General features: G+C 68.3%; 22 protein-coding genes and 1 tRNA gene. 21 read left to right on the forward strand and 2 right to left on the reverse strand.

The features are described 5' to 3' along the window. Positions 1–67 precede the first annotated feature (67 nt). From GGR45_RS17965 to GGR45_RS18045, 17 genes are all read left to right on the forward strand, one after another. Positions 68–1,171, forward strand: a complete 1,104-nt coding sequence (locus GGR45_RS17965; RefSeq protein WP_175310459.1) for a phage portal protein — start codon at positions 68–70, stop codon at positions 1,169–1,171. Further along, positions 1,168–1,473: a DUF6127 family protein gene (locus GGR45_RS17970; protein ID WP_175310460.1), complete on the forward strand. Its 306-nt coding sequence runs from the start codon at positions 1,168–1,170 to the stop codon at positions 1,471–1,473. The genes GGR45_RS17965 and GGR45_RS17970 overlap by 4 nt, the downstream gene beginning before the upstream one ends. Continuing rightward, complete coding sequence (locus GGR45_RS17975) at positions 1,470–1,850, forward strand: HK97 family phage prohead protease (protein ID WP_175310461.1); 381 nt, start codon at positions 1,470–1,472, stop codon at positions 1,848–1,850. Before GGR45_RS17970 ends, GGR45_RS17975 begins: the two co-directional genes overlap by 4 nt. A gap of 1 nt (position 1,851) precedes the next feature. Continuing rightward, on the forward strand, positions 1,852–2,847 hold the full coding sequence (locus GGR45_RS17980) for a phage major capsid protein (RefSeq protein ID WP_175310462.1): 996 nt from the start codon (positions 1,852–1,854) through the stop codon (positions 2,845–2,847). 195 nt (positions 2,848–3,042) lie between these two features. Beyond that, positions 3,043–3,537 (forward strand): head-tail connector protein, encoded by a 495-nt coding sequence (locus GGR45_RS17985; protein ID WP_246358309.1) that lies wholly within the window; start codon positions 3,043–3,045, stop codon positions 3,535–3,537. Beyond that, positions 3,534–3,923, forward strand: a complete 390-nt coding sequence (gene gp17 / locus GGR45_RS17990; RefSeq protein WP_175310463.1) for a tail completion protein gp17 — start codon at positions 3,534–3,536, stop codon at positions 3,921–3,923. Before GGR45_RS17985 ends, gp17 begins: the two co-directional genes overlap by 4 nt. A gap of 10 nt (positions 3,924–3,933) precedes the next feature. Continuing rightward, the gene (locus GGR45_RS17995) at positions 3,934–4,341 is read left to right on the forward strand and encodes a phage major tail protein, TP901-1 family (protein WP_175310464.1); all 408 of its coding nucleotides are present in this window, start codon (positions 3,934–3,936) and stop codon (positions 4,339–4,341) included. After that, the gene (locus GGR45_RS18000; RefSeq protein WP_175310465.1) at positions 4,338–4,652 is read left to right on the forward strand and encodes a gene transfer agent family protein; all 315 of its coding nucleotides are present in this window, start codon (positions 4,338–4,340) and stop codon (positions 4,650–4,652) included. Before GGR45_RS17995 ends, GGR45_RS18000 begins: the two co-directional genes overlap by 4 nt. Next, positions 4,649–4,849, forward strand: coding sequence for a phage tail assembly chaperone (locus tag GGR45_RS18005; RefSeq protein WP_175310466.1), 201 nt, complete (start codon positions 4,649–4,651; stop codon positions 4,847–4,849). The genes GGR45_RS18000 and GGR45_RS18005 overlap by 4 nt, the downstream gene beginning before the upstream one ends. After that, positions 4,842–5,378 carry a tail tape measure protein gene (locus GGR45_RS18010; protein ID WP_175310467.1) on the forward strand — a complete coding sequence of 179 codons (537 nt, stop codon included), beginning with the start codon at positions 4,842–4,844 and terminating at the stop codon, positions 5,376–5,378. The genes GGR45_RS18005 and GGR45_RS18010 overlap by 8 nt, the downstream gene beginning before the upstream one ends. A gap of 48 nt (positions 5,379–5,426) precedes the next feature. Next, the gene (locus tag GGR45_RS18015; protein ID WP_175310468.1) at positions 5,427–7,700 is read left to right on the forward strand and encodes a DUF2460 domain-containing protein; all 2,274 of its coding nucleotides are present in this window, start codon (positions 5,427–5,429) and stop codon (positions 7,698–7,700) included. After that, positions 7,697–8,503: a DUF2163 domain-containing protein gene (locus GGR45_RS18020; RefSeq protein ID WP_175310469.1), complete on the forward strand. Its 807-nt coding sequence runs from the start codon at positions 7,697–7,699 to the stop codon at positions 8,501–8,503. The genes GGR45_RS18015 and GGR45_RS18020 overlap by 4 nt, the downstream gene beginning before the upstream one ends. Then, positions 8,500–8,868 (forward strand): peptidoglycan endopeptidase, encoded by a 369-nt coding sequence (locus tag GGR45_RS18025; protein ID WP_175310470.1) that lies wholly within the window; start codon positions 8,500–8,502, stop codon positions 8,866–8,868. The genes GGR45_RS18020 and GGR45_RS18025 overlap by 4 nt, the downstream gene beginning before the upstream one ends. Next, entirely contained in the window at positions 8,868–10,994 is a 2,127-nt protein-coding gene (locus GGR45_RS18030; protein ID WP_175310471.1) for a phage tail protein, read from the forward strand. Before GGR45_RS18025 ends, GGR45_RS18030 begins: the two co-directional genes overlap by 1 nt. Then, positions 10,991–11,497 carry a DUF2793 domain-containing protein gene (locus GGR45_RS18035; protein WP_175310472.1) on the forward strand — a complete coding sequence of 169 codons (507 nt, stop codon included), beginning with the start codon at positions 10,991–10,993 and terminating at the stop codon, positions 11,495–11,497. Before GGR45_RS18030 ends, GGR45_RS18035 begins: the two co-directional genes overlap by 4 nt. A 116-nt stretch (positions 11,498–11,613) precedes the next feature. Beyond that, a complete protein-coding gene (locus tag GGR45_RS18040; RefSeq protein ID WP_175310481.1) occupies positions 11,614–12,741 on the forward strand; it encodes an OmpA family protein in 1,128 nt (375 codons plus the stop codon). 314 nt (positions 12,742–13,055) lie between these two features. After that, positions 13,056–13,577, forward strand: coding sequence for a PilZ domain-containing protein (locus GGR45_RS18045; protein WP_175310473.1), 522 nt, complete (start codon positions 13,056–13,058; stop codon positions 13,575–13,577). Positions 13,578–13,601: 24 nt separating this feature from the next. On the opposite strand, the gene ygfZ is transcribed toward GGR45_RS18045, so the two are convergent. After that, on the reverse strand, positions 13,602–14,363 hold the full coding sequence (ygfZ, locus tag GGR45_RS18050; RefSeq protein ID WP_175310474.1) for a CAF17-like 4Fe-4S cluster assembly/insertion protein YgfZ: 762 nt from the start codon (positions 14,361–14,363) through the stop codon (positions 13,602–13,604). Between the two features lie 47 nt (positions 14,364–14,410). On the opposite strand from ygfZ, the gene GGR45_RS18055 reads away from it, so the two are divergent. Both GGR45_RS18055 and GGR45_RS18060 read left to right on the forward strand, forming a co-directional pair. Next, positions 14,411–15,730, forward strand: a complete 1,320-nt coding sequence (locus GGR45_RS18055) for a dihydroorotase (protein WP_175310475.1) — start codon at positions 14,411–14,413, stop codon at positions 15,728–15,730. Further along, positions 15,727–16,128 carry a hypothetical protein gene (locus GGR45_RS18060; RefSeq protein ID WP_175310476.1) on the forward strand — a complete coding sequence of 134 codons (402 nt, stop codon included), beginning with the start codon at positions 15,727–15,729 and terminating at the stop codon, positions 16,126–16,128. Before GGR45_RS18055 ends, GGR45_RS18060 begins: the two co-directional genes overlap by 4 nt. A 90-nt stretch (positions 16,129–16,218) precedes the next feature. Here GGR45_RS18060 and GGR45_RS18065 read toward each other — a convergent pair whose 3' ends face one another. After that, positions 16,219–16,974 (reverse strand): DUF1134 domain-containing protein, encoded by a 756-nt coding sequence (locus GGR45_RS18065; RefSeq protein WP_175310477.1) that lies wholly within the window; start codon positions 16,972–16,974, stop codon positions 16,219–16,221. A 165-nt stretch (positions 16,975–17,139) separates the two neighbouring features. Between GGR45_RS18065 and GGR45_RS18070 the strand changes: the two genes are divergently transcribed. Both GGR45_RS18070 and GGR45_RS18075 read left to right on the forward strand, forming a co-directional pair. Continuing rightward, a tRNA-Ser gene (locus GGR45_RS18070) sits at positions 17,140–17,229 on the forward strand. A gap of 153 nt (positions 17,230–17,382) precedes the next feature. After that, complete coding sequence (locus GGR45_RS18075) at positions 17,383–18,573, forward strand: tyrosine-type recombinase/integrase (protein WP_175310478.1); 1,191 nt, start codon at positions 17,383–17,385, stop codon at positions 18,571–18,573. The last annotated feature ends 207 nt before the right edge of the window (positions 18,574–18,780 follow it).

Genomic DNA, 18,780 nt, shown 5'->3' on the forward strand with positions numbered 1-18,780 from the left:
CCCCCCTCCGTCAGCGCTGCGCGCTGCCACCTCCCCGTACCGGGGAGGAGTCAAAGGAGATTCGACGATGAGGATGTTCGGTCGCAAGACCGGGCGGGGGGCCGCGCGTCCTTTGCTCGGGTTGGGGTTGGCGCGGTCTGGCGTGCCGTTGACGGGGGCGGCGCCCTCTTACGAAACGCAGGTGCGCGAGGGATATTTGCGCAATCCCGTGGCGCAGCGCGCGGTGCGGATGGTTGCGGGCGGGCTGGCCGATGCGCCGCTGACCGCCTCGCACCCCGAACTGACCGCGCTGGTCGCAGCGCGTAGCGAGGGGCAGGCGCTGCTGGAGACGGTAGCGACGCACATGCTGCTTCACGGCAATGCCTATGTGCAGATCCTGCGTGACGCTGAGGGGGATGTGGCCGAGCTGTTCGCGCTGCGGCCCGAACGGGTGACGATGGAACTGGACGCGAGCGGCTGGCCTGCCGCGTTCCTCTACCGCGCGGGTGGTCGGGTGACGACGCTGCCGGTCGATCCGGTGCGTCCACAGGTCGTGCATCTGAAAAGCTGCCATCCGCTCGACGATCATTATGGGCTGGGCTGTCTGGGCGCGGCGGCGGGGGCGATCGCGATCCACAATGCGGCCGCCGCGTGGAACCGCGCGTTGCTCGACAATGCGGCGCGGCCCTCGGGCGCTTTGGTCTATGATCCGGGCGACGGCTCGACCCTGACGCCCGACCAGTTCGAGCGGTTGCGTGCCGAGATGGAGGGCTTTGCAGGCAGCGGCAATGCGGGGCGTCCGCTGCTGCTGGAGGGCGGGCTGAAGTGGCAGGCGATGAGCCTGACCCCGGCCGAACTCGACTTCCACGCAACCAAATCCTCGGCGGCGCGTGAGATCGCGCTGGCGTTCGGCGTGCCGCCGATGCTGCTCGGGCTTCCGGGCGACAATACCTATGCCAATTACCGCGAGGCGAACCGCGCGCTGTGGCGACAGGCGATCCTGCCGCTGGCGGGCGGAATCCTGAGCGGGTTGGCGCAAGGACTGGCGGGCTGGTTCGAGAGGGCAAGCCTGTCGGTCGACATTAACCGCATCACCGCGCTGGCCGAGGAACGCCAGATGCTGTGGGCGATGGCGGCGAGCGCCGATTTCCTCGATTCGGCGGAGAAGCGCCAGATGGTCGGTCTGGCATGAGCGGGGATGTTCTGGCGCGGCTACTGGCGCAGGCGGCGGATAGCGGCGCGGACCTGGTGACGCTGCGCGCGGTGGCGGAGGAAGCGGGCGAACTGGGCGCGACGCGCGCGCTCACCCGGCTGGGTCTCGCCGACGCAGAGGCGGCGGGCGATGTCGCCGAATTGCGCGAACTGCTGACCGCGTGGCGCGAGGCCAAGTCGTCGGTGTGGAAAAGCGCGGTCGGCTGGCTGACCCGGCTCTTGGGGGCGCTGCTGCTCGCAGGAATCGCGATGCGGCTGGGGACGGAGGACTGGCTGAAATGAGCCTGACTTTCACCGGCTATGCCGCGATCTGGGACCGGATGGACCGGGCGGGCGACGTCATGCGGCGCGGGGCCTTTGCGGGGGCGGGCGATGTGCCGCTGCTCTGGCAGCATCGCGGCGATCCGATGGGACGCATCACCGCGCTGGTCGAGGACGAGACCGGCCTGGCCGTCGAGGGGCGGGTCGAGGACCCCGCGCTCGCCGCGCTGGTCCGCTCGGGCACGGTGGCGGGCCTGTCGGTCGGATACCGGCCGCGCGTCATCCATCAGGGGGCGGCCCGTGCGATCCTGTCGGCCGAACTCATCGAGATCAGCCTGGTGACGGTGCCGATGCAGCCGCTCGCCCGCGTGAATCATGTTTTGACCAAGGGGGAATGATATGGACGTGATCGAACGGCCCGTGCTGGACGGCGCGCGCAAGACCGGTGGCGCATTCGACGGCTATGTGCGCAGCGGCACCACCGTCGAACTCAAGGCCTTTACCGGCACCACCGGGGACAGCGGCGGCTTCGCCGTGCCGAGAGAGATCGATGCGGCGATCGGATCGGTGCTGCGCAATGTCTCGCCGATCCGGGGCATCGCCAACGTCGTGACGGTCGGCTCGGCGGGGTATCGCAAGCTGGTGACGACCGGGGGCACGCCCTCGGGCTGGGCGAGCGAGACGGCGGCGCGGCCCGAAACGGCGACGCCCAGCTTCGTCGAACTCGCGCCCCCGATGGGCGAGCTGTATGCCAACCCGTCGGCCAGTCAGGCTATGCTCGACGATGCCGCGTTCGATGTCGAGGGCTGGCTGGCCAGCGAGATCGCGACCGAGTTCGGCCGGGCGGAGGGACAGGCCTTCGTCAACGGATCGGGCGTCAACCGACCCAAGGGCTTCCTGAATAACCCGATCTCGACGGCCAAGGATGGGGTGCGCCCCTTCGGCACGCTGCAATATCTGCCCAGCGGGGCGGCGGGTGCGTTCGGGAACGGGGAGGAGGACCGGCTGGTCGATCTGGTCCAGTCCTTGCGCGCGCCGTACCGCCAGGGGGCGTGCTTCGTGATGAACGCCGCGACCTCGGCCCGGATTCGCAAGATGAAGACGACGGACGGCCAGTTTCTCTGGGCACCTGGGCTGGCCGCCGGGCAGCCCGCGACGCTGCTCGGCTATCCGGTGGTCGAGGCGGAGGACATGCCCGACATTGCGGAGAACAGTTGCGCCATCGCCTTCGGCAATTTCCAGGCGGGCTATCTCATCACCGAACGCGCCGAGACTGCGATCCTGCGCGATCCGTACAGCAACAAGCCGTTCGTCACCTTCTACGCCACGCGGCGGATCGGCGGCTGCGTCAGCGACTCGGAGGCGATCAAGCTGATGAAGTTCGCAACCAGCTGAACCGGAAAAATCGGGGCAGCCGCAAGGGGCTGCCCCGTAGTTCAGGGAGGATGCCGAACCGGCCGGGGGGCGCGGGGTCGGCATGGCCGGTGCCCAAGGGGGAGGCGGGCAGCGGCTGTCCGACTCTCTGCGCTCCAACTGTGACGCCCGTGTGTCGGACCTGTCGCAGTTTGTATCGATGAAGGAGTTTACATGATGAGCGGGACGAAGGAGGCCATGCCCCTTGCGACCGTGACGGCGGCGGCGGGTGCGGTGCGCACGCTGCTGCGGTTGGAGGAGGGCAATGAGGCGGCGCTGGTCGAGCGAGCCGCTGGCGTCGCGCTGGGGCTGGCCGAATCCTTTTGCGGGCAGATGCTGGTCGCGCGGGTGGTCGAGGATAGCCTGGCGGGCCGCGCAGCTTGGCAGGCGCTGTCGGCGCTGCCGGTGCAGACGATCCTGACGGACGGCGAGGGGGCGATCGATCGCGACGGACGCGGCTGGTTCCGCACGGCCGAGGATGCGACGATCCACTACCGCGCGGGGCTCGCCCAGGACTGGGCCAGCCTCCCGCCCGAGATCGCGCATGGCGTGGCGATCATGGGGGCGCATCTGTTCGACAATCGCGATGCCGCCGCCGTGCCGCCCGCCGCCGTCGCCGCTTTGTGGCGGCCGTGGCGGCGGATGAGGCTAGACGGGCCGAGGCGGGCATGACCGCGCGGGAGGCGCTGCGGGCGGGGCTGATGGCCGCTCTTCGGCCTGTACTGACGCCGCTGGGGGTGTCGCTGTTCGATGCGGTGCCGGTGCGGGCGAGCGTGCCGCAAGCCGTACTGGGCGAGCCGGGCGACAGCGACTGGGGGGCGGCGGGGATCGAAGGGCGCGAACTGCGTGTCGCGCTGACCCTGACCGATGAGGGGGAACAGCCCCGGCGGCTGCGCCTCTGCGTCCAGGCGGCGGAGGCGATCGGCTTGGCCGGAGTGCTGGCCGATGGTTGGCGGGTCGCGGGGCTGAGCATGACCGGCACTCGCATGGCGAAGACGGGCGCGCGGTGGACGGCGAGCGTCGAATGGCGCGCCCGGCTGTGGCGCGTGGGACAATAGGGGGACAATCATGGCAATCGAAAAGGGAAGCGCCTTTCTGTTGAAGATCGGCGACGGGGCCGAGCCGCCCGCCTTCGCGACGATGGCGGGGCTGCGCACCACGCAGCTGTCGATCAATGGCGAGACGGTGGTGGTGACGAACAAGGATTCGGGCGGCTGGCGAGAATTGCTGTCGGGCGCGGGCGTGCGCCATGTCAGCGTCGCGGGCGCGGGAGTCTTTACCGGATCGGCGGCGGAAGCGCGGATGCGCGGCCATGCGCTGGCGGGCACGATCGAGACCTATCGGCTGAGCTTCGAGAGCGGTGGGTCGATGACCGGGCGGTTCCTGGTCACGCGGCTGGATTACAGCGGCGATTTCGGTGGCGAGCGGACCTACACGCTGGCGCTGGAAAGCTCCGGCGCGGTGATGTCGGCATGAGCGGCGCGGCAAATCCCGTGCGCGGCGAAGCGAGCGTCCGTGTCGGCGGCAGCGAACTGGTCGTCCGGCCGAGCTTCCAGGCTTTGGTCGCGGCGGAAGGCGAGCTGGGGCCGTTGTTCGAGCTGGTCGAGCGGGCGGGCGAGGGCAGATTGTCGCTGGCCGAGGCGGCGGCGCTGATCTGGCATTGCCTGCGCGAGGTGCCTGACGGGCTGAGCCGCGAGCAGCTGGGCGAGGCGCTGGTCGATCTGGGACTGGCCGCGCTGGCGCCCGTGTTGCGGCAATTGCTGCGCCAGATACTGGGCGGAAAATGATGTTCGCCGAGGTGGCGGCGCGACTGGCGGGGATGGCGGGCGCGGTGCTGGGCTGGTCGCCGGACCGCTTCTGGCGCGCCACCCCGGCCGAACTTCAGGGAATCGTGACGGCGATGACGGGCGGGGCGGAGGGCGGCGGCGATCCGCCCTCGCCCGCCACGCTCGTCCGGTTGCGGGAGATGTATCCGGATGGATGAGCAGGAATTCGCACCCCGTATCGATATGCGGGGCTTCGCCGCCGACATGGCGACGATGCGCGCCGAGCTGTCGCGCGGGCTGGGCGATGCGGCCGAGCTCGGTGCACGAACGGTCGAGGGGGCGCTGCTGCGCGCGGTGCGCACGGGAAAGTTCGGGTTCGAGGAGTTGAAGGCGACCGCGCTGTCCGTGCTCGATCAGATCGCGCGCCTGGCGTTGCGGCAGGGCGTGGGGACGGTGGGCGATGGCGGGTTGTTGGGCTTGCTGGGCGGACTGGCGTCGGGCCTGCCCGGCCGGGCGACCGGCGGGCCGGTATCGCCCGACCGCCCCTATCTGGTCGGCGAGCGCGGGCCGGAGGTCTTTGTGCCGACCAGCAATGGGCGGATCGAGACGCTGCGCCCCGGCGGTTCCCCGCGGGATGTGCGGGTGGCGATCACGATCAATGCCGGGGCAGGCGAGGCGGCGGGCGTGCTGCAACGCTCCAGCCGACAGGTCGCGCGCGCGGTCCGCGCGGCGCTGGCCGAGGACTGAGCCGCATCTTTCCTCCCGTTGCAGCGGAGGAACTCGAGGAGCGATACCATGCAATGGTGCCTGCATAGCGAACGCCGCGACCAGCGGAGCGACACGCTGTCTCGCTTCGACCCGCGCTATTGGACGGTCGATTTTCCCCGCCCGATGATGGCGGCGGTCGTCGTGACCGACCCCGATGGCTTGCGAGTCGATGCGGTCTTCTACCGCGCGGATGATCTGGCGGGGCTGATCTGGGAATCCGCGGATCGGCACGACCATCCGCTGTTGCGCTATGACACGGTGCGAGATTATCGCGATTGCCGGTTGCGGTTCCGCTGGCGCTCGCGCGGGATCAAGCCGCTCGATGCGATTCACGGCCCGACCCTGACCATCGAGGGACGCGATGCGGCTGGCCGACCCCGCGCCTGGTATGTCCGGCTGTGGAATTATGCGACCGGCACGGCCGAGGATGCGGAGGTCGTCATCGACTTCGCGAACCTGGCGGGCGGGTTCCGATTTCCCGAGGATCGCGATCCCGTCTGGGCGGGCGATGTCGACCGGATGTTCGTCTCGCTGGTCGCGCCCGATTATGATGCAGGCGGCCGCTTTCTTGGCCAGCCGCAGGAGGGCTGGGTCGAGCTGACCGGGATCGTCTGTGACGGGCCGGGCGCAGTGATCGGCGTCGGCGCGGCGGTGCTGCCCGAGCAGGGCTTTGGTATCGCGAGCGGTTATGACGACAGCTATCACCTGACGCCGCAACGTTTGCTGCGCAATATGCTGCACCTCGGCTATCGTGGCAGCATCGTCCATTATGTCGGCATGAGCCATTATTTCCGGCTCGAACGCAGCGGCGAGGGACTTTACGCCAGCCTGGCGGGCGGGGCGCTGAACGTGGCGAGCGCGGCGTGGCATCGCGGCTTTGCGGGTGAGGCGAGGGCACTTGGCTATGAGCTGATCTGGTTGCTATCCTATGAGTTGTTCGACGCCCATTGCTGGGGCGACTGGAAACAGCGTTCGGCGGACGGTGCGCCCGCGCTGACCGGCTGGGAACCGCCCTCGACCTTGCTCAGCCCCGCGCATGGTGGGGCGATGGCCTATCTTCAGGCGGTGGCGCGGGCCTTTCTGGCGATCGGGCAAGCGGCGGGGCTGTCGCCGCAATTCCAGATCGGCGAGCCTTGGTGGTGGGTGCGTCCCTCGGACGGCGCGCCGTGTATCTACGATGCGGCGGCGATGGCGGCCTTCGCGCCGGTGCCGATGGCCAGTATGGCCGGGGCGAAAAGCCAGGCGCAGGGCGACACGCTCGACCGGGCGGGGGCATGTCTGGCAGCCTCGACGGCGGCGCTGTGCGCAGCCGTGAAGGCGGCGGCGCCGGGCTGCGTCACCCATTTGCTCACCTATCTGCCGACCGTGCTCGATCCCCAGGCGCCGGAGGCCAAGCGCGCCAACATGCCGATCGGCTGGGCAAGCCCGGCCTTCGATGTGCTGCAGCTGGAGGATTATGACTGGGTGACGGCGGGAGACAGCGCCTCCACCCGAAAGGGCGTGGCGTTGGCGGAAGCGCGGCTCGGCTACCCGCCCGAGCGACAGCATTACCTGGCGGGCTTCGTGCTGCGCGCCGATCAGCGGACGCAATGGGCCTGGATCGCCGATGCGGCGGAGGCGGCCCGTGCGCGCGGGGTCGCCGCGACCTTCCTATGGGCAATGCCGCAGGTGATGCGCGACGGTTTCGTGTGCTGGGAAGGCGAGGAGGACGAGGTGCAGGCTTTCGATGACGTGCTGTTCCCGCTGGCGCTGGGCCGCGAGGCGGAGGTGACGCCGGGCTTCTCGACCGCGATCCTGACCGGCGCGGGGGGACGCGAGGCACGCAATGCGAGCTGGGCGGAGGCGCGGACGACCTATGATGTCGGCCCCGGCATCCGCTCGGCCGAGGATATTGCCGCGCTGCTTGGTTTTTTCCGGGCGCGGATGGGACCGGCGCGCGGCTTCCGCCTGCGCGACCCGTTCGACAGCATCGGCACCGACGAGGCGTTGGGCATGGGCGACGGTGCGACGCGACGCTTCGCGCTCACGCGCCGTTATGGCGACCAGTCGCGTCGCATCACCCGCCCCGTTCCGGGGAGTGTGTCGGTGAAGGTCGCGGGGCGCAGCATGACCGGGTTCACGGTCGAGCCGGGCGGCTGGCTGCTCTTCGACGCCGCGCCCGTTATGGGCGCGGCGATTACCGCCAGCTTCACCTTCGACGTGCCTGTCCGCTTCGCCGAGGATCGACTGAGCGTAACGCTGGCGGGATTCCGGGCCGGTGCGGCGGCGTCCGTCCCGCTGGTCGAGGTGCGCGAGGCATGAGCGCCGACACGCTGACGACATGGGTGCTGTGCTGGCGGATCGAACGCCGTGACGGGGTGACGATCGGGCTGACCGGTCATGACCATGATCTGTGGATCGACGGGCTGCGCTACCGCGCCGCGCCCGGCCTGACGCCGAGTGCGATCCTGCGCGGCGACGGGCTGGACCCCGATCTGATGGAAGCCTCGGGCGCACTGACCAGCGCGGCGATCGGCGAGCGCGATCTGCTGGCAGGTCGATGGGACGGGGCAGGCGTGGCGGCGGTCGCGGTCGACTGGACCGGTCAGGAACCGCCCGTGGCGCTGGGACAGGGCGCGATCGGCGCGGTGCGACTGGGCGAGGGCGGCTTTGCCGCCGAATTGCGCGGGGTCGGAGCGCTGCTCGACCGCCCGGTGGCGGAGGAAACCTCGCCCGATTGCCGCGCATCGCTGGGCGATCGGCGATGCCGCGTGGCGATGGCGCCGCGCCGACGCTTTGCGCGGGTCATGACCTGGGATGGCGAGGTGATGCTGACCGTCGATCGGCCCGAGCCGGTCGCCGGGGCCTATTGCCAGGGGCGGCTGATCTGGTTTGGCGGGGCCAATGCCGGGCTGGAGGCGCTGATCCTGGGATCGGAAGGCGACCGCATCCGGATCGCCACCGCCCCGGCCTATGCGGTCGAGGAGGGCGTGCTGGTCGAGTTGGTGGAGGGGTGCGACAAAAGGCTGGAAACCTGTCTGTCGCGCTTCGGCAATGTCGTGAATTTCCGCGGCGAGCCTTTCCTGCCCGGCATCGATCTGCTCACCCGCTATCCGGGCGCATGACCCGGGTGGAGGTGGCCGCGCGGGCGCTGGTCGGCGTGCGGTTCCGGCTGCACGGGCGCGATGCGACCCATGGGCTCGATTGCGTCGGGCTGGTCGCGCTGGCGACGGGGCGGGAGGCACCGACCGGCTATGGCTGGCGCAGCGGGGACGAGGGGCGGGTGGCGGCGATGCTCGATGCGGTCTTCGCGCGAGGGGCGCCCGCGCCCGGCGCGATCCTGCTGCTGCGCGTGGGGCCGGGACAACTGCATCTGGCGATCCGGGTGAGCGACGGGATCGTCCATGCCGATGCGGGGCTTCGTCGCGTCGCCTGGCGGCCCGGTGCACCGCCCTGGCCGGTGCTGGGATATTGGAAGGGGGAGGGATGATGGCGACCTTGGTCTTGGGCACGGTGGGGCGGGCGCTGCTGGGGCCGGTGGGCGGTGCGATCGGCGCGTTGATCGGCAATCGGGTCGATCATGCCGTGCTGGGCTCGCCCCGCAGGCAAGGCCCGCGCTTGGCCGAGCTGTCGGTCCAGACTTCCACCTATGGCACGCAGATGCCGGCCGTCTTTGGCACGATGCGCGTCGCCGGGCCGGTGATCTGGGCGACCGATCTGGTCGAGGCGCGCGGGGTGACGGGCGGCGGCAAGGGACGGCCGGGCGTCGAAAGCTATAGCTACAGCGCCAATTTCGCGGTCGCGCTGTCGGGACGGGCGATCCGGCGCGTGGGGCGGATCTGGGCCGATGGCCGTTTGCTGCGCGGGGCAGCGGAGGACTTCAAGGTCGCGACCGGCTTTCGTCTGTACCCGGGGACCGAGGACCAGCCCATCGACCCGCTGATCGCCTCGATCGAGGGCGCGCGGGCGTCGGCCTTTCGGGGCGTCGCCTATGCGGTGTTCGAGGGGTTGGCGTTGGCCGAGTTCGGCAATCGCATCCCGCAACTGACCTTCGAGGTGGAGGCCGATCAAGCCCCCGTGTCGTGCGAGGCGATCGCACAGGCACTGTGCCCCTTGGTGCGGTCTGGCGATGCGGGAATGAGCGTGGCGGGCTTCGCCGCGAGCGGGGGCAGCGTGCGCGCGGTGCTGGAGATGCTGGCGCAGATGAGCGGTGGGCAATGGGTCGCCGACGGGCCGGGCGTGCGGCTGGTGGTGGCGGAGACCGGCGCCGAACGGATGATCCGTGACGATGGCATGGGCGCCGATGGCCCGGGGCGACGCGGCACGCGCAACATCGCGGGCGAGGCCGTGGTCCCCGCCAGCGTCACGATCGCGCATTACGATCCGGCGCGCGACTATCAGATCGGTATCCAGCGCGCCCGCCGCCCCGGCGGGGTGCGCGACGATCGGCTGGACCTGGCCGCCGCGCTGGACGCTGCGACCGCGCGCATGTTGGCGCAGGACCGGCTGGCCCGTCATGCCGCCGAGCGGGTACGGCGCATCGTCACGCTCGGCCCCGAGGATCTGGCCATCACGCCCGGCAGCATCGTGCGGATCGACGGCGAGGCCGGACGCTGGCGCGTGACGGAGGCGGCGTGGGAGGCGATGGCGGTACGGCTGACCTGTGTACCGCTGGGGCCGCGCGGTCCGATCCTGCCCGCCTCGCCGGGGCGGATCGCGCGCGCGGCGGACCAGCTGGTCGGAGCGACTCGGCTGATGGCGTTCGAGATGCCGCCGCTGGCCGACGAGTTGCTATCGGCGCCGCGCCTGTCGGTGGTGGCGGCTGGCGGTCCCGGCTGGCGGCAGGCGGAGCTGGCCTATAGCCTGGACGATGGCGGAAGCTGGACCGCGCTCGGCCCCACCGCATTGCCCGGCGTCATCGGAACGGCCAGCGCCGTGACGCCCGGGGGCGGCAGCGCCCTGATCGATCGCCGCGGGACATTCGACGTGCAGCTGACCGAGGATCTGGCCGACGCCGATGACGCCGCGCTGGATTCGGGCGCCAATCTCGCCTGGATCGACGGAGAGCTGATCCAGTTCGCCCAAGCCCGGCCGCTGGGCAATCGGCACTGGCGACTGAGCGGCTTGCGGCGCGGGCTGCGCGGGACCGAGGCGATGATCGGACGGGCGAGACCCGGCGCGCCCTTTGTCCTGCTCGCGCCTGGGACCGTGCGAACGCTGGACGTGCCGATCGCGATGCTCGGGCGCACCGTCCGCTTCCTGGCGCATGGCCTGGGTGATCCCGCCGAGGGCGTCCAGGCGTCCGCCGAGGTGACGGGCCTGTCGATCCTGCCGCCATCACCGGTCGGCTGGCGGTGCCGTCGCGGGGCAGACGGGCGCGTCACCATCGGATGGACGCGGCGCAGCCGGATCGGCTGGCGCTGGCTGGACCGCGTGGACACGCCGCTGGGCGAGGAAGCGGAGCGCTATCGCATCGCCATCGGCGACCGGGTGGAGGAGCTGGCCGCGCCCGGCTGGAGCGGCGCAGCGCCCGACGGGACGCGGGTCACCATATGGCAGATCGGGACCTGGGGCGCCTCGGCTCCCCTGGTCGGAATCGTGGGGGAGGGAGCATGACGACGAACGACACGCCGCGCTGGTCGCTGCCGCTGCTGGCGGCGGGGCAGGCGCAGAAGGAGATGACCCACAATGAGGCCTTGAGCCTGCTCGACCTCGTCGTGCACCCGTGCGTCGAGGCGGTGGGGGCAAACGTGCCGCCGGGCGATCCGCTGCCCGGTCAGGCCTGGATTATCGGGGACCAGCCGGACGGCGATTGGACAGGGCGTGCCGCAATGCTGGCAGGCTGGACCGATGGGGGCTGGCGATTCCTGCTTCCCCGGATAGGATTGTCGGTGTGGAGTCGGTCGGATGATTGCCGCTGCGACTGGGACGGGAACCAGTGGCGGCTGGGCCGGGCCGCCGCGCGTTTCCTCATGATCGAGGGAAAAAAAGTTGTCGGCGCGCAACGACCTGGCATCGTGCCACCTGCCGGTGGTCAAGTTGTTGATTCCGAAGCGCGTTTGGCGTTGAATGCGATAATCGCGGCGATGCGCGACCATGGTCTGGTGGCGCCCGGCTGACCAAAATTCTGTGCCTTTAATGCCACAGTCGCGGGCTTTTGTTTTCTTGCGTGGAAACCAACGCTCCGATAGTGGGTTTGCGCTGTCCGTAGTGACAACCAAGAAAGGGGACTATGATGCGGAAGATTGCCATTGTTCTGGCACTCGCCTCCACCGCTCTGGCTTCGCCTGCCCTCGCCCGCGACAAGTCGTGGTACGTTGGCATCGAAGGCGGCGGGATGATCGTCGAAGATATCGACTATGATATCACCGGCACGCGCACCGGCACCGCCACCGTTGACCATGATTATGGTTACGATGTTGACGGCGTGATGGGTTACGACTTCGGTGGTTTCCGTCTGGAAACCGAAGTCGGCTATCGTCGTGCGACGGTTGACGGCTTCAGCTCGACCACGCTGACCAACACCGGCACCGGTGCTGGCACCGTTCCGGCTGGCAGCTATGACTATGCCGGTGGTTCGACCTCGGCGCTCAGCTTCATGCTGAACGGCTTGCTCGACTTCGGTGCTGACGACGGCATCCAGGGCTTCGTCGGCGGCGGTGTCGGTGTGGCTCGCGTCAAGGCGAACTATGCGCTCAACAACCGCGCTGACTTCCTGAACGACTCGGACACCGTGTTCGCGTGGCAGGCTCTGGCGGGCATCCGTGCTCCGCTGACCGACCACATCGACGCGACGTTGAAGTATCGCTTCTTCAACGCCGACAACGTCAAGCTGGTCGACGTCGCCAACAACACGCATGACGGCCGTTTCCGGTCGCACTCGCTGCTGGGTGGCGTGGCGTACAACTTCGGTGAGCCGGCTGCTCCGCCGCCTCCGCCGCCGCCCCCGCCGCCCCCGCCGCCTCCTCCCCCGCCGCCCCCGCCGCCGGCTCCCGAGGCCGTGCCGTGCTCGCCGGGTCCGTTCATCGTGTTCTTCGAGTGGAACAAGTCGGACATCACCCCGGAAGCAGCGTCGATCCTCGACAACGCGATCACCCAGTACCAGAGCTGCGGCAATGCCCGCGTGATGGTTGCAGGCTTCACCGACACGTCGGGTACGCCGAAGTACAACATGGGTCTGTCGCAGCGTCGTGCCGACGCGGTGAAGGCGTACATGACCTCGCACTCGATCCCCGATGGCTCGATCGCCACGGAAGCCTTCGGCGAACAGCGCGACAAGCTGCGCGTTCAGACCGCCGACGGCGTCCGCGAGGTTCAGAACCGTCGCGTCGAAATCACCTACGGTCCGGGCGCTGGCCAGTAAGCCACGCTCAGCCAAGGCTGATTGCGAAAGAGGGAGGTCGGCGAAAGCCGGCCTCCTTTTTCGTATGGGAACGCGGCGACAGGCGCCGACCTTCCCCTGCAGATCCTTTTCACCCGGCGGTGGCAGCCCGATGGCCGGGCGTAGGGCCACCGGTTGCGACGGGGCTGTCCAGGCCATCCTCGAAAATCGCAGCGTTGAACCGTTCAGCCGCCGGTCAAGCCAGATGCCTCATTGATGAAATCCGATTCATCCTTTCTTTGTCTCTGCGCCTTATGGACCGATAGTTCTATCGAGTATGCAGCAGGGGAACTGCCATGGGGCGGTCGGGGCCGGGCTATAAGAACCGCGAAGCGCGCCGGCAGGTTCTGATCCCCTGTCGCATCAAGTCCGTCCGGGGCTGGGGCGATGCGTGCATCCACAATGTCTCGTCACGCGGCATGATGATCGCCTGTGACGATCCGCTTGCGCCGGGCGAATATCTGGACCTGCGGCGCGGCCGCCAGGTGGTGATCGGGCGTGTCGTCTGGCGGCGCGACCGTTTCTCAGGCATCCGGACTCAGGATGTCATCAGCGCCGACAGCTTGGTCAACGAACCTCGTCTGGAAGGGCGGCCGGTGGATCCCCAGCAGGGGACGGAGCGCCGCGTCATGCGACAAAGCATGGCCAGCGAGATCGACGCAGCCCGCCGGATGGAGCGCAGCCGTTCGCTGTCCCAGATGCTGCAGTTCGGCGCGCTCGGCATTTTCGGGCTGGTCGCAGCGGTCACCATCGCGACCCAGGTCGGCCAAATGCTCGCCAAACCGGCCGTCCAGATCAGCCAGGCCCTGTCGCGTTAGTCCCGATCGGGCGCAAAGGGGCGGTCACTCCTGTTCCGCTCGCAATGCCGCCATAAGCCAATCGGGGCGGATCGCGTCGCCCAGTGATTCGACGCGGCGATGTTCGACCATCAGACCCAATTCGGTATAGGTCGCACGCGTCCGATCGCTCGCCTCGCCCAGCGGCGCGACGACCAGCCGCCGGTTGACCTTCGACCGATGGTGCATCCGCGCCGTATTCTCCTGCCCGACATAACAACCCTTGGTGAAGCTGACGCCGTTCAGTTCGCGAGCATTGCACTCCAGCCAAAGCGTTTCCCCCGATCCCAGCTCGCCCACACCCTCGGTCACGCCCAGCGACAGCCGATGCCCGGCCCAGCCGCTCGACGCCTCTCCCGCCGGGGCCAGCCAGCGATGACCGAGTTCGGCAAGGCGCGGATCATGGGGGCGGCCTTGGGCGTCGCGGCTCCAATGGACAGCCAGCCCCTCGACCGGCTCGATCGTGATCGCGCGGCGCAGCCGGTATATGCTCAGGCGCCGCGCCAGCGCCTCCGCCTGCGACGCCTCGGCATCGATCAGCACCGCGTCGCCATCGGCCCACAGGATGAAGTCGAACAGCGCCTTGCCCTGTGGCGTCAGCAGCCCACCCCAGCGCGGGCGATCGGGCGTCAGGTCCGCCACGTCCTGCGTCACCAACCCTTGCAGAAAGCCATGCACATCCTCGCCTGCGATACGGATCAGGCGGCGCCCGGCCAAGGTCGTGCCGGGGGTGGGGGCGGGGGCGGTCGTCGGGGTGGCATCGGTCATGGCCGCAAGGTAGGAAGGCGCGACCATTCGCGAAAGGCCCGTTTCCCATGACCTTCGATCTGCTTCTCTCCGGTGGCACCGTCCACACTCCCGGCGGCCCGATCCGCGCCGATATCGGCGTGAAGGGCGGCCGGATCGTCGGAATCGGCGCGCGGGGCGATGCGGGGCGGGTGATCGATTGCACCGGGCTCGACATCCTTCCCGGCGTGATCGACAGCCAGGTGCATTTCCGCGAGCCCGGCCTGATGCATAAGGAAGACCTAGCCTCGGGAAGCCGCGCGGCGGTCATGGGCGGCGTGACCGCCGTGTTCGAAATGCCCAATACCAAGCCGAACACCGATTCGGCCGAGGCGATCACCGACAAGCTGACCCGCGCCAGGACGATGTATTGCGATCACGCCTTCTATGTCGGCGCGACCAACCACAATGCGCGCGACCTTGCCGAGCTGGAGCGGATGCCCGGCACGGCGGGCGTGAAGATCTTCATGGGCGCGTCGACCGGCGATCTGCTGGTGTCGGAGGATGCGCGGCTGGCCGAAGTGCTTGCCTCCGGCCATCGCCGTGTCGCCATTCATGCCGAGGACGAGGATCGGATGAACGCGCGCTCGGGTGAGCGCATCGAGGGCGATCCCTCGTCACACCCCGTTTGGCGCGACGATGAGAGTGCGCTGCTCGCCACCCGCCGCATCCTGCGCCTAGCGCGCGAGGCGAATCGCCGCATCCATATCCTCCACGTCACGACGCCGGCCGAGCTGGAATATATCGCGCAGCACAAGGACATCGCGACCTGTGAAGTGACGCCGCAGCATCTGACCCTGGCGGGCGAGGAGGCCTATCCGCGCCTTGGTACGCTGGCGCAGATGAACCCGCCGATCCGCTCTGGCGCGCATCGTGACGGGCTGTGGCATTGGCTTAACCAGGGCGTGCCCGATGTCATCGGATCGGACCATGCGCCGCACACGCTGGAGGAAAAGGCCAAACCTTATCCGGGCAGCCCCAGCGGTATGCCGGGTGTCCAGACGCTGCTGCCGCTGCTGCTCGACCATGCGGCGAACGGCCGCCTGTCGCTCCAGCGGGTGATCGAGCTGACCAGCGCGGGCGCGCAGCGCATTTTCGGCATCGTCGGCAAGGGACGGATCGCAGCGGGCTACGACGCCGACTTCACGATCGTCGACCTCAAGAAGCGCTGGACGATCGAGGAGCGCTGGCTCCAGTCCAAATGCGGCTGGTCGCCCTTCACCGGCATGGAACTGACCGGCAAGCCGATCGGGACGATCGTGCGCGGGCAGGTGGCGATGTGGGAGGACCAGCTCGCCGACGTGGCCACCGGCCAGCCGATCCGCTTCGAGGCGGTCGATTTCGGATGACGGCGATGCGGGCGGTGCGCGACATCCGGGTCTATTGCCCCGTCGCGGCCGCGACGCTGGCCGCGCTGATCGCGGGCGATCCGGGAGCGATCGAGCGGGACGACACCGCCGCCACGCTGCTTGCCATCCTTCGCATGCCCCCGCTCGGCGATTTCGGGCGGTATCGCGAAGTGGTGGAACTGGCGATCGGCTATGAGGGGTTCCGGCCGGGCGAGGGCGCTGCGCCGACCCTGGGCACCGTGGGCGAGGCGAGTTGGTCGCCGACCGTGATCCTGACCGCGATCTATGACGCGGCGGCGGATGTCGGGTCGCTGGCGGACAAGCTGCTGGCCGCGCATCCCTGGGACGTGCCGGTGATCACGGTCAGCGAGCCGTATCGGCTTCTCGTGCGGGGATAAAGCAGGGCGTGGGCTTCGACTGCGCTCCCCTTGAGCGAAGTCCAAGGCCAGGGTCCTCCCTCCGCCAGGAAGGCGAAGGGAGGACCCAAATCAAAACGGCAACCACCGCGCCTTATGGGTGAAGTTCATATACCCCACATTGACGCCGGCCCGCCAACCGACGCCCAGCCGCACCGGGATCAGCACGACATTGCCCCGCCGCAGATAGGTCGCCGCAAAACCGCCGACGAAATAGAGTCGCCCCTCGGCCGCCGGGAAGCGGTGGAACAGTTCCTCGGTGTCGTAGAGGTTGTAGACCAGCACGAACACCTTGTTCGCATCGCCGCCGATATCGAAACCCAGCGACGGTCCGGTCCAATAGACCGGCATCTGCCCCTCGACCTTGTGGGTCATGATGCCCGAGCCATAACGCAGGCCAACGACGAACGCGCCCGACGCCTCGCGCCCGGCGATATAGGCGTTGGGGCGCCCCTGTTCGCGCAGGATGCGCTCGATCATGCCCGCCAGACCCTCGGCACCCTGGCCGAACACGCCTTCACCTGCGGCCAGCAGGTCGTCGCGCTCGAAGGTGTCGGCCGCCTGGGTGGTCTGCGTCGCCCGCGAATCGGGGGTGGTGGCCGGTGGGTTGGTGACGGGCGGTTGCTGGACCGGCGGGGTCGACTGGACCGGCGGGACCTCGTCCTGGGGCGGCGCACTGCGCTGCGGCGCGGGCCGAGAGGGCTGGGTGCCGAGGTCGCTGTCGATGCCCTGATTGGGATCGATCGTGCGGACCTGCGCCGCGACCGGCGCGGCGACGACCATGGCAAGCCCGCCCAGCAGCGACAGACCCAGACAGACGATACGCATGACTTTTCAACTCCCCCGGCGAACCGATTGGCCACGTTAACCAGCCCGCAGCTTGCGTTGCAATGAATGACGAAAAGGGGACTAGTCGATTTTCATCGCAAAATCCCGCTCCGACCCGGTTGATTGCCTCCACCAGCCCCGCTATAGCCGCACCTCGCCGCAGCCGGAGACGTGGGTGAGTGGCTGAAACCAACGCTTTGCTAAAGCGTCGTACGGGAAACCGTACCGAGGGTTCGAATCCCTCCGTCTCCGCCATTTATGCCCCCTGTGCGGCTGGCAAAAAACCCTGAAATCTGCTACAAAAGCCCGGAAATCAGCGGTTTTTTGTGCCGCTGCGTTTCACTCGATCCGACACAATCTCACGCGAAGCGTGGGGAAAAGTGTGGGGAAAAATTGAGGTGAGGTGGCATGGGAAAGCTCACTGCGCTCAAGATTCGATCGCTGATCGCGCCCGGACGCTATTCGGACGGGGACGGCCTATTTCTCGAAATCAACGGCAAAGGGGCAGCCAGCTGGGTTCTTCGAATCCAGAATAAGGGAAAACGCCAGGATATCGGGCTGGGATCACTCAAAGCGGTTTCTCTCAAGGATGCCAGAGAGGCCGCGTTCCTCACACGCCAAAAGATCGCGCAGGGCATCGACCCTGTCGCTGAGCGGAAGCAGGAGCGGCAGGTCATTCCGACATTCAGAAAGGCCGCCGAGATGGTCCACGAGGAACACCAGAAGGCCTGGAAGAACGGCAAGCATCAGGATCAGTGGATATCGACGCTGAAGACCTACGCCTTTCCCAAGATGGGCGACCGCTTGGTCAGCGAAATCGAAGGTCCGTTGATCCGGGACGTATTGGCACCCATCTGGCTGACAAAGCCGGAAACGGCGCGTCGCGTACGGCAACGCATCGGCACCGTCCTCGACTGGTCTTACGCACGCGGGTTCCGCGCGACCGAAGCGCCAATGCGGTCGCTTTCCAAGGGGTTGCCTCGTCAGCCCAAGAAGGAAAGCCACTTCGCGGCCCTGCCTTATGCATCCGTGCCGAACTTCCTCGAGAAGTTGGGCGAGCGGGAATCGGTGGGCCGTGTCGCGCTGGAAGCGCTCATCCTGACGGCGGCGCGGTCGGGAGAAATTCGGGGCGCGACTTGGTCGGAGCTCGACCTGGAAGCTGCATTGTGGACGATCCCCGCCGAGCGGATGAAGATGGGGCGAGTGCATGTCGTGCCCCTCGCGCCCGAAGCGGTGGCGGTGTTCGAGCGCGCCAAGGCGTTCAAGGTCGGCGCTAGCGAGTTGGTGTTTCCTGGCCAGAACGTGACGAAGCCGCTGTCGGACATGACGCTCCTCAAAATTCTACGAGACATGGACCTCGCGGTGACGGTGCATGGGTTTCGGTCGGCATTCCGGGACTGGGTTGCGGAGCAGACGGACTACTCAGGGGAAATCGCCGAGGCGGCGCTTGCCCACACGGTCACGAACAAGGTCGAGGCGGCTTATCGTCGGACCGACTTTCTCGACAAACGTCGGCTGCTCATGCGGGAATGGGCGGTATTTTGCAAAAAGACGCCCCCTGCGTCGGACGAGAACCGGGACGACGAGTCCAACGCCTGAGCTTGGCCTCGAATAGGGGAAGGAGTTGTAGAGTGGGAGGTGCGCCAAGCGCTTCTAGGGGAGAGCGGCCCGTTCTGGCCCTCGTCGACCCGCCCGCTCCTGACCGATTGCGCTAGGGTCAGGACCCATTGATGTGAGCGTCGCGATCTGATTCAGGCTCCGTGAGGAGACTGGTAATGAGCGACCTGTTTTGGCTGACGGACGAGC

The sequence above is a fragment of the Sphingomonas zeae genome (assembly GCF_014197135.1).
In the GTDB taxonomy this organism is placed as follows: Bacteria; Pseudomonadota; Alphaproteobacteria; order Sphingomonadales; family Sphingomonadaceae; genus Sphingomonas; species Sphingomonas zeae.